Below are 9,717 nucleotides of genomic sequence, written 5' to 3' on the forward strand. Positions count from 1 at the left end.
CGCATGCTATCCGGCGGCCCCGGTCAGTCCTTCGGCATCCGCCGGTTGAGGGCGGACCGGCTGATCCAGTACGTGAGGACCACGGCCCAGAAGAGCGGTGTGCCGAGCCCCGCGACCACCCCGGCGTCGAAGGACCACAGCGCCATGGACACCGCCGAGTACAGCCCGAGCAGCCCCACCGCGGCGGCCATCGCGAGCACCGGCCGGCAGCTGCGGGCGACCAGGAGCAGCGGGCGGCGCAGCCGCGGCGGCACCCGGCGGGCCATCCAGACGGCCCAGCCGCCCCAGGCGCCGACGAGCACGGCCGCCCCGATGACGAAGGGCACGATCGCGTCGGCGCCGGTCGCGCCGGTCCTGACCGGGGCGGCGCCGACCGCGGAGGCGAGGAAGCCGACCAGGGCGACCCAGCGGGCGCCGGCGGCGGTGCCCCAGGCCATCGCCTCCAGGTTGAAGCGGGCCTTGCGGTCGGTGAGGTCGAGCGCGGCGGAGGCGACGAAGCCCTCGGCGGCCTGGGTCCAGGCCCCGCGCCGGAACCAGCGGCGGCGCAGCCGGATCAGGGAGAGGTTGTTGTGGGCCTCGCTGCTCTGCGGGTTGAGCCGCAGCGTCGTCTCGTACGCCTGCCGGGCGGTGGCGTGGTCGCCGCGCCGCTGGGCGGTGAGACCGACGAGGAAGTGGGCGGCGTCCTCCTCGGGGCCGAGGGCGACGGCGGTCCTGGCGGCCTCGTAGGCGGCGGCGAGCCGGGCCCGGTCGCGTCCGCCGCCCGCCTCGGCGGTCGCGGCGAGCGCGGTGCCCATCGCGTAGTGGCTGCCCCAGAACTGCGGGGCCAGCTGGACCGAGCGGTGGGCGGCGGCCTCGGCGTCCCCGTACCGCTTGAGGGCGAGCAGGATCTGGGTGCGCATCAGGTGCGCCATGATCAGCTCGGGCTCGGCGCGCAGCGCCTGCTCGACGGCGACGAGCGCGGCGGCGTGGTTCCCCGCCCGGTGCTGACAGCGGGCGAGCAGGGTGAGGGCGTCGGCGTCCTCGGGTTCCTGCGCGAGGTGCCGGGCGGCGAGCTCCCCGGCCTGCTCGTACCGGCCGGCCTCGTACAGCGCCTCGGCCCTGGCGAGCGCGGAGGGTGTGGAGGGGGTGGCGGGGGTGGTCACAGCTTGCGCTTCCGCTTCAGGTAGGCGAGGAGGTCGTCGTAGAGACCGCCCTCGTTGGCGAACATGGCGACGTTCCGGGCGGCGGCGAACCAGGGCTCGGTGGACGGCCGGATCTGCTTGGCGGCGCCGAGCAGGTCCTTGGTGGTGATGAGCCGGACCTTGCCGGTGCGGGCGGAGTCGAGGAGGGCGGACTCGGCGGCGGTCTCGCACAGGTGGGCGAGGTCGGCGCCGGAGAAGTCCTCGGTGGCCTTGACGAGCTTGCCGAGGTCGACGGCCTCGATCGGCCGTTCGCGCAGGTGGTAGCGGAGGATCGCCTCGCGGGCGGCGGCGTCCGGCGGCAGCACGAGCAGGGTGCGGTCGAGGCGGCCGGGGCGGCGCAGGGCGATGTCGACGTCCCAGGGCACGTTGGTGGCGGCGAGGACGAAGATCCCCTCGTTGCCGGCGCCGGAGGCGATGCCGTCGAGTTCGGTGAGGAGCTGGTTGACGACGTTGCGGAGGCCGTTGCTGTGGGTGCGGGAGCGCTTGCCGCCGAGGGCGTCCAGCTCGTCGAGGAAGACCACGCAGGGGGCCTGGCGGCGGGCGGTCTCGAAGATGTCGTGGATGTTCTTCTCGGAGGCCCCGATCCACATGTCGAGGACGTCGGAGAGGGAGACGGTGAGGAAGTTGGCGCCGAGCTCGCCGGCGACGGCCCGGGCGATGAAGGTCTTGCCGCAGCCGGGCGGGCCGTAGAGGAGCAGTCCGCCGCGGAGCGACTTGCCGTAGAGGCGGCGGAGTTCGGGATTGCGCATGGGTGCGAGGAAGGCGGCTTCGAGCCGTTCCTTGACGTCGGTCATGCCGCCGACGTCGGCGAGGCGTACGGCCCCGGGCGCGTCCACGTCCCAGGCGGCGGCGTCCCCGGCGAGCCCGTCCCCGCCGTCGGCCTGCGGCTCGTCCAGGAACCGCGGCCCGACCAGGTCGGACACCTGCTCCTCGGCGGCGGCCCAATCGAAGGCCGGCTTCGCCTCGGGCCGGTCGGGGGCGGGCGGGGTCTCCGATACGGGCGGAATCCCCGCCACCGGAGGCTCCGGTACGGGCGCGGGCGCCACCGGAGGCTCCGGCGCGGGCGCGGGTGCGGGCGCGACCGGCGGCATCCCCATGGCGCGGACCATCAGGGCCCGGGCGGCGGCGTCCCCCGGCGCGTGCTGGAGGGCGACGGCCGCCTCCGTGACGGCCTCGTCGTTCCGCCCCTCGGCGAGGAGGAGTTCGGCGAAGTGGAGGCGCAGGGGCACGTCGCCGGGCGCGGCGGCGACCGCGGCGCGCAGACTGCGGATCAGGGGGGACTCGTCGGCCATGGGGGCCAGCCTAGAAAAGACCCGTGGCGCCCGGACAGCGGGTCCCCCCTGGGTGGTTCAGCCCCAGCGGCCGGTGCGGCCGAGGACGAGGGCGGTGGCCGCCGTGCCCGCCGTGGAGGTGCGCAGGACGCTCCGGCCGAGCCGGTACGGCTTCGCTCCCGCCGCCTCGAAGGCCGCCAGCTCCTCCGGGGAGACCCCGCCCTCGGGGCCGACGACCAGCACGACCGAACCCTTCGCGGGGAGTTCGGCGGTGGCGAGGGCGCCGCTCGGGTGGTCGCGGTCCTCGTGCAGGACGGCCGCGAAGTCGGCGGCGGCGAGCAGCTGGGCGACCTGCTTGGTGGTCATCAGGTCGGCGACCTCGGGGAAGCGGGTGCGGCGGGACTGCTTGCCGGCCTCGCGGGCGGTGGAGCGCCACTTGGCGAGCGCCTTGAGGCCGCGGTCGCCGCGCCACTGGGTGATGCAGCGGGAGGCCGCCCACGGCACGATCGCGTCGACGCCGGTCTCGGTCATGGTCTCGACGGCGAGTTCGCCCCGGTCACCCTTGGGGAGCGCCTGGACGACGGTGATCCGCGGCTCCTCCGCCGGCTCCTCGTGGTCCCCCGTCACCTCCACGGTCAGCCGGTCCTTGCCCTCGGTCTCCCGCACCACGCACTCGGCCCAGCGGCCCCGGCCGTCGGTGAGGACGAGCTCCTCGCCGGCCTGGAGGCGCTTCACGGAGACGGCGTGCCGCCCCTCGGGGCCCTCCAGGACGAAGGTGCCGACGCCGGGGACGGCGTCGACGACGAAGACGGGGGCGGTCATGAGGCACTCCTGAGGGCCGGGTCGGCGAGGTCGGTGAGGGCGGTGTCGAGTTCGGCGGCGAGCACCTCGACGAGCTCCCCGGCGGGCAGCTCGCGGGCCAGCCGGTGGCCCTGGCCCGCCCACAGGGCCATGCCCTGGGCGTCGCCGGCGTCGGCGGCGGCCTTCCGCAGCGGGGCGGTGAGGTGGTGGATCTCGGGGTAGCCGGCGGGGGCGTACGGGCCGTGCTCGCGCATGAAGCGGTTGACGAGCCCGCGGGCCGGGCGGCCGGAGAACGCCCGGGTGAGGGCGGTGCGGGTGAAGAGCGGGTCGGTGAGGGCCCGCTTGTGCAGCGGGTGGGCGCCGGACTCGGGGCAGACCAGGAAGGCGGTGCCGAGCTGGGCGGCGGCGGCCCCGGCGGCGAGCACGGCGGCGATCTGCGCGCCGCGCATCAGCCCTCCGGCGGCGACCAGCGGCAGCGCGGTGGTCTCCCGGACCTGGGCGAGGAGGGCGAGGACGCCGGTGCCGGGCTGCTCGTCGGCCGGGTCGTCGCGGTACGAGCCCTGGTGGCCGCCCGCCTCGACGCCCTGGACGCACAGCGCGTCGGCGCCCGCCGCCTGGGCCGTACGGGCCTCCTCGGCGGTGGTGACGGTGACGATCGTGTACGTACCGGCGCGGGCGAACGCCTCGAAGGTCTCGGGCTTCGGGCAGCCGAAGGTGAAGGAGACGACGGGGACGGGGTCCTCCAGCAGGATCGCCAGCTTGGACTCGTACCCGTCGTCGCGCGAGTCGTCGGTCTCACCGAGCCGGGTGCCGTACCAGCCGGCCTCCCCGGCCAGCTGGTGGCGGTAGACCTCGATGGCCGCGGGGTCGGCCGAGGGGCCGGTCTGCGGCATGAAGACGTTGACGCCGAAGGGCTGTCCGGTCAGCCCGCGGACCTGCTTGATCTCCTGGTAGAGACCGCCGGCCGTCTTGTACCCGGCGGCGAGGAAGCCGAGCGCGCCGGCCGCGCCGACGGCTCCGACGAGCGCGGGACTGGAAGCGCCACCCGCCATGGGGGCCTGCACGATCGGATACCGGAAGAGATCGTTCAGTGCGGTGGTGGACATATGGGCATCGTGTCATGCCCCTTGCCGGGCACGGGAAAGGGGCGGCACTCAGAGTGCCGCCCCTCTCACGCACAGATCACACGGGCCCCGACGGGCCCGGCCCCGTCAGCGCCCGTTGAAGGCATCCTTCAGCCGCGAGAACAGCCCCTGCTGACCCGGCTGGAACTGGCCCGTGGGCCGTTCCTCGCCGCGCAGCTTGGCCAGTTCGCGCAGCAGGCGCTCCTGCTCGGCGTCGAGCTTGCCCGGGGTCTGGACCTCGACGTGGACGATCAGGTCGCCGCGCCCGTTGCCCCGCAGGTGCGTGACGCCCCGGCCGTGCAGCGGGACCGACTGGCCGGACTGGGTGCCCGGCCGGATGTCGATCTCCTCCAGCCCGTCCAGCGTCTGGAGCTGCACCTTCGTGCCGAGCGCCGCCGCCGTCATCGGGAGGGTGACCGTGCAGTGCAGGTCGTCGCCGCGCCGCTGGAAGACCTCGTGCGGGGTCTCCTGGATCTCGACGTACAGGTCGCCGGCGGGGCCGCCGCCGGGGCCGACCTCGCCCTCGCCCGCGAGCTGGATCCGGGTGCCGTTGTCGACACCGGCGGGGATCTTGACGGTGAGCGTGCGGCGGGACCGGACCCGGCCGTCGCCCGCGCACTCGGGGCACGGGGTCGGGACGACGGTGCCGAAGCCCTGGCACTGGGGGCAGGGCCGGGAGGTCATGACCTGGCCGAGGAACGACCGGGTGACCTGCGAGACCTCGCCGCGGCCGCGGCACATGTCACAGGTCTGCGCGGAGGTGCCGGGCGCGGCACCCTCACCCGAACAGGTGGTGCAGACGACGGCCGTGTCGACCTGGATGTCCTTGGTGGTGCCGAAGGCCGCCTCGTTGAGGTCGATCTCCAGGCGGATCATGGCGTCCTGGCCGCGGCGGGTCCGCGAGCGCGGTCCGCGCTGCGAGGCCGTGCCGAAGAAGGCGTCCATGATGTCGGAGAAGTTGCCGAAGCCACCGGCTCCGAAGCCGCCCGCGCCGCCCCCGCCGGAGCTGGACAGCGGGTCGCCGCCGAGGTCGTAGACCTGCTTCTTCTGCGGGTCCGACAGGACCTCGTAGGCGGCGTTGATCTCCTTGAACCGCTCCTGCGTCTTCGGGTCCGGATTGACGTCCGGGTGAAGCTCGCGGGCGAGGCGGCGGAAGGCCTTCTTGATCTCGTCCTGGGAAGCGTCGCGGCGCACGCCGAGTGTGGCGTAGTAGTCCGTGGCCACTTACGACTCCGCCAGGATCTGTCCGACGTAACGTGCCACTGCGCGTACCGCTCCCATCGTTCCGGGGTAGTCCATGCGGGTCGGTCCGACCACGCCGAGTTTGGCGACTGCCTCGCCGCCCGAACCGTAGCCGACCGAGACGACGGACGTGGAGTTCAGTCCCTCGTAGGCGTTCTCGTGCCCGATGCGTACGGTCATGCCCGATTCCTTGACCTCGCCCAGCAGCTTGAGGAGCACGACCTGCTCCTCCAGGGCCTCCAGGACGGGCCTGATCGTCAGCGGGAAGTCGTGTCCGAAGCGGGTGAGATTGGCGGTGCCGCCGATCATCAGCCGCTCCTCGTGCTCCTCCACGAGCGTCTCCAGGAGGGTCGCCAGCACGGTCGAGACCGTGGCGCGCTCCTCGGGCTCCTCGAACGACTCGGGGAGGTCCTGCACCAGCTGCGGCACGTCGGCGAAGCGACGGCCGCCGACCCGGCTGTTCAGCCGGGCCCGCAGATCGGCGAGGGAGGTCTCGCCGAACGGCGCGGGACAGTCGATCACCCGCTGCTCGACCCGTCCGGTGTCCGTGATGAGGACGAGCATCAGCCGGGCCGGGGCCAGCGACAGCAGCTCGACGTGCCGGATGGACGAACGGGTCAGCGACGGGTACTGCACGACGGCGACCTGCCGGGTCAGCTGCGCGAGCAGCCGCACCGTGCGGCCCACGACGTCGTCGAGGTCCACGGCGCCGTCGAGGAAGTTGTGGATGGCGCGCCGCTCGGGGGTCGAGAGCGGCTTGACGCCGGCCAGCCGGTCCACGAAGAGGCGGTAGCCCTTGTCCGTGGGGATCCGGCCGGCGCTGGTGTGGGGCTGGGCGATGTACCCCTCCTCCTCCAGCACCGCCATGTCGTTGCGCACGGTGGCGGGAGAGACGCCGAGCTTGTGGCGCTCGGTGAGCGCCTTGGAACCGACCGGTTCCTCCGTCCCGACGTAGTCCTGGACGATGGCGCGCAGTACCTCGAGTCTGCGTTCGCTCAGCACGCGCACACCTCCCGTTCCGGCCGTTCCGGTTGCTCCGCTTTTGGCACTCGCCCTGTCCGAGTGCCAGGAAACCCCCGGCCAGTGTACGGCCGGGGCCGTCGCTCCTGGCAAGGAGGCGGACCCGCTAGCGTCGGCGACATGGACATCGACGAAGCGGTATGGGCGGCTCAGGGGTGGGAACGGCTCGCGGTCGGGGTGGGCCGACGGCGCCTCCCGGGCTGGGACGCGACCACCGGTCTGGTCGTGGGGGACAAGGCGGTTCTGCTCTACGACACGGGCTCCACGCTCGCCGAGGGCGCCGGGATCCGGGCCCAGGCGGAGGCGATCACCGGCGGCCGGCGCGTGACGCACATCGCACTCGGCCACCCCCACTTCGACCACGTCCTCGGCACGGCCGCCTTCGCCGGCGCGGAGGTCTTCGGCGCGGTCGGCACGGACGAGCTCCTCGGCTCCGCGCACGGCCGCGAGGAGCTGTACACGGACGCGGTGCGCCAGGGCGTCGACGAGCGGGCCGCGGCGGAGGCGGCGGAGGCGCTGGTGGCCCCCCGCCACACCGTCACCGGCGAGTGGACCCTCGACCTGGGCGGCCGGCAGGTCCTCCTGGCCAATCTGGGCCCCGCCCACTCCGGGCACGACCTGGTCGTCTGCGTGCCGGGCGAGCGCGAGGTCGTCTTCTGCGGCGACCTGGTCGAGGAGTCCGGCGAGCCCCAGGCAGGCCCGGACGCGGTCGGCGCCCGCTGGCCCGACGCCCTCGACCGCCTCCTCGCCCTCGGCGGCGAGGACGCCCTGTACGTCCCCGGCCACGGCGCGACCGTCGACGCGGCTTTCGTCCGACGCCAGCGCGATGAACTGGCACGCCGCTTCCAGGTGTCGTAGCGTCCCCGGAATGCGGCCGCGACCCGGACCTGAAGCCCCCCTGGCCGCATCCCCCGGCAGGACCCACCGACAGCGCACCCGGAGGACTGGAACCCGTGCGTAGCTACGACGCCGACCTCACCCCGCCGTGGAAGCGCACGGCCCCCGTCCCCGAGGTCCCGGCCGATCCCGATCTGGTCGTGGAGGAGGTCGCGACGGGCTTCTGCGGGGCGGTGATCCGCTGCGAGGCGGGCACGGTGACGCTGGAGGACCGATTCGGCAAGCACCGGGTCTTCCCGATGGAGCCGCGCGGCTTCCTGCTGGAGGGCAAGGTCGTCACCCTGGTCCGCCCGTCGTCCGGCGGCCCGGCCCGCCCGGCCCGTACGGCCTCCGGCTCGATCGCCGTCCCGGGCGCGCGGGCCCGGGTGGCCCGGGCGAGCCGCATCTACGTGGAGGGCCGCCACGACGCCGAGCTGGTCGAACGGGTCTGGGGCGACGACCTGCGCGTCGAGGGCGTGGTCGTCGAGTACCTGGAGGGCGTCGACCACCTCCCGCAGATCGTCGCCGACTTCGCCCCGGGCCCGGACGCCCGCCTGGGCGTCCTGGTCGACCACCTGGTCCCCGGCTCCAAGGAGTCCCGCATCGCCGCCCAGGTCGCCTCGGACCACGTCCTGGTCGTCGGCCACCCCTACATCGACATCTGGCAGGCCGTGAAACCCGCGGTCCTGGGCATCCGGGCCTGGCCGGAGGTCCCCCGGGGCCAGGACTGGAAGACGGGCACCTGCCGGGCCCTCGGCTGGCCCGCCGACAACACGGGCGCGATCTGGCAGGCGATCCTGAAGCGGGTCACGTCCTACAAGGACCTGGAACCGGAACTGCTCGGCAAGGTCGAGCACCTGATCGACTTCGTGACGGTCGGCTAGCCGCCTCCGTGGGGGCCGCGCGCGCCGGCCCGCGCCACGGCCGCGCCGCGCCCGTCAGTCCACCAGGTCCCGCACCACCGCGTCCGCCAGCAGCCGGCCGCGCAGGGTCAGGACCGCCCGCCCCGCCTCGTACGGGCCGGCATCGAGCAGCCCGTCCCGCAGCGCCTGGCGGGACGCGGCGAGGCCCGCCGGCTTGAGGATCGAGAGCTCGACGCCCTCCCGAAGCCGCAGTTCGAGGAGGATCCGCTCCACCCGCCTGTCCTCCTCCGCGAGGATCTCCCGCCCGGCCCCCGGCGACTTCCCGCCCGCGAGCGCGGCGGCGTACGCGCCGGGATGCTTGACGTTCCACCACCGGACGCCGCCCACGTGCGAGTGCGCGCCGGGCCCCGCGCCCCACCAGTCGGCGCCGCGCCAGTACAGCTCGTTGTGGAGGCAGCGCCCGGCCTCGGAGGTGGCCCAGTTGGACACCTCGTACCAGGAGAAGCCCGCCTCCTCGAAGGCCGCGTCGGCGATCAGGTAGCGGTCGGCGTGCACGTCGTCGTCCGTCATGGGCACTTCACCGCGCCGGATCCGCCGCGCCAGCTGCGTCCCCTCCTCGACGATCAGGGCGTACGCGCTGACGTGGTCGGGCCCGGCGCCGATCGCCGCGTCCAGCGAGGCCCGCCAGTCGTCGTCGGACTCCCCGGGCGTGCCGTAGATGAGGTCGAGGTTGACGTGCTCGAACCCGGCGGCCCGCGCCTCACCGACGCAGGCCTCGGGCCGCCCGGGCGTATGCGTGCGGTCGAGGATCTTGAGGACGTGCTGCCTGGCGCTCTGCATGCCGAAGGAGATCCGGTTGAAGCCGCCCTCCCGGAGCTCGGCGAGGTAGGCCGGGTCCACGGACTCCGGATTGGCCTCCGTCGTCACCTCGGCGTCGTCCGCGAGCCCGAACTCGTCCCGGATCGCCCCCAGCATCCGTACGAGGTCCCCGGCGGCGAGCAGCGTCGGCGTGCCGCCGCCGACGAAGACGGTCCGCACGGGCCGCGGGTCGTCCCCGAGGACCTTCCGGGCGAGCCGGATCTCCTCGACGACCTGCTCGGCGTAGTTGTCGCGGGAGGCGAGCACACCGCCCGTACCGCGCAGCTCGCTCGCGGTGTACGTGTTGAAGTCGCAGTAGCCGCAGCGCGTCGCGCAGTACGGCACGTGCAGGTAGAACCCGAGCGGCCGCTCCCCGGCCCCTTCGAGGGCACGCGGGGGCAGCGCCCCGTCGTCGGGCACGGGCTCACCATCGGGCAGTACGGAAGGCATGAGCCCCATTGTCCCGTACTGCCCGAGGTGG

At 74.2% G+C, this 9,717-nt stretch carries 9 protein-coding genes; 2 read left to right on the plus strand and 7 right to left on the minus strand.

Translation table 11 applies throughout. The annotated features are described in order from the left end of the window. Positions 1-23 precede the first annotated feature (23 nt). The 6 genes from ACFW1I_RS07880 to hrcA form a co-directional block, all read right to left on the minus strand. Positions 24-1,142: a tetratricopeptide repeat protein gene (locus tag ACFW1I_RS07880; RefSeq protein ID WP_384667211.1), complete on the minus strand. Its 1,119-nt coding sequence runs from the start codon at positions 1,140-1,142 to the stop codon at positions 24-26. Further along, positions 1,139-2,473 carry an AAA family ATPase gene (locus ACFW1I_RS07885; RefSeq protein WP_384667214.1) on the minus strand — a complete coding sequence of 445 codons (1,335 nt, stop codon included), beginning with the start codon at positions 2,471-2,473 and terminating at the stop codon, positions 1,139-1,141. The genes ACFW1I_RS07880 and ACFW1I_RS07885 overlap by 4 nt, the downstream gene beginning before the upstream one ends. A gap of 57 nt (positions 2,474-2,530) precedes the next feature. Continuing rightward, a complete protein-coding gene (locus tag ACFW1I_RS07890) occupies positions 2,531-3,274 on the minus strand; it encodes a 16S rRNA (uracil(1498)-N(3))-methyltransferase (protein ID WP_384667217.1) in 744 nt (247 codons plus the stop codon). Then, entirely contained in the window at positions 3,271-4,359 is a 1,089-nt protein-coding gene (locus tag ACFW1I_RS07895) for a nitronate monooxygenase (protein ID WP_384667220.1), read from the minus strand. Before ACFW1I_RS07895 ends, ACFW1I_RS07890 begins: the two co-directional genes overlap by 4 nt. A gap of 105 nt (positions 4,360-4,464) precedes the next feature. Then, entirely contained in the window at positions 4,465-5,601 is a 1,137-nt protein-coding gene (gene dnaJ, locus ACFW1I_RS07900) for a molecular chaperone DnaJ (RefSeq protein ID WP_384667223.1), read from the minus strand. Beyond that, the gene (gene hrcA / locus ACFW1I_RS07905; RefSeq protein WP_031005078.1) at positions 5,602-6,621 is read right to left on the minus strand and encodes a heat-inducible transcriptional repressor HrcA; all 1,020 of its coding nucleotides are present in this window, start codon (positions 6,619-6,621) and stop codon (positions 5,602-5,604) included. Between the two features lie 138 nt (positions 6,622-6,759). Between hrcA and ACFW1I_RS07910 the strand changes: the two genes are divergently transcribed. Together ACFW1I_RS07910 and ACFW1I_RS07915 are read left to right on the plus strand one after the other, a co-directional pair. Beyond that, positions 6,760-7,497 (plus strand): MBL fold metallo-hydrolase, encoded by a 738-nt coding sequence (locus ACFW1I_RS07910; protein WP_384667227.1) that lies wholly within the window; start codon positions 6,760-6,762, stop codon positions 7,495-7,497. A gap of 95 nt (positions 7,498-7,592) precedes the next feature. Beyond that, on the plus strand, positions 7,593-8,399 hold the full coding sequence (locus ACFW1I_RS07915; RefSeq protein ID WP_384667230.1) for a DUF3097 domain-containing protein: 807 nt from the start codon (positions 7,593-7,595) through the stop codon (positions 8,397-8,399). Positions 8,400-8,453: 54 nt separating this feature from the next. Here the strand turns inward: ACFW1I_RS07915 and hemW are convergent, their stop codons facing one another. Further along, on the minus strand, positions 8,454-9,686 hold the full coding sequence (gene hemW / locus ACFW1I_RS07920) for a radical SAM family heme chaperone HemW (RefSeq protein WP_384667233.1): 1,233 nt from the start codon (positions 9,684-9,686) through the stop codon (positions 8,454-8,456). Between the last annotated feature and the right edge of the window lie 31 nt (positions 9,687-9,717).

The organism is Streptomyces sp. NPDC058955, from assembly GCF_042741435.1.
Lineage (GTDB): Bacteria > Actinomycetota > Actinomycetes > Streptomycetales > Streptomycetaceae > Streptomyces.

Excerpts from the sequence above, each read along its gene's own strand:
- ACFW1I_RS07885 (WP_384667214.1), bottom strand. The coding sequence starts at position 2,473 with ATGGCCGACGAGTCCCCCCTGATCCGCAGTCTGCGCGCCGCGGTCGCC.
- ACFW1I_RS07890 (WP_384667217.1), bottom strand. The coding sequence starts at position 3,274 with ATGACCGCCCCCGTCTTCGTCGTCGACGCCGTCCCCGGCGTCGGCACC.
- ACFW1I_RS07895 (WP_384667220.1), bottom strand. The coding sequence starts at position 4,359 with ATGTCCACCACCGCACTGAACGATCTCTTCCGGTATCCGATCGTGCAG.
- ACFW1I_RS07910 (WP_384667227.1), top strand. The coding sequence starts at position 6,760 with ATGGACATCGACGAAGCGGTATGGGCGGCTCAGGGGTGGGAACGGCTC.
- hemW (WP_384667233.1), bottom strand. The coding sequence starts at position 9,686 with ATGCCTTCCGTACTGCCCGATGGTGAGCCCGTGCCCGACGACGGGGCG.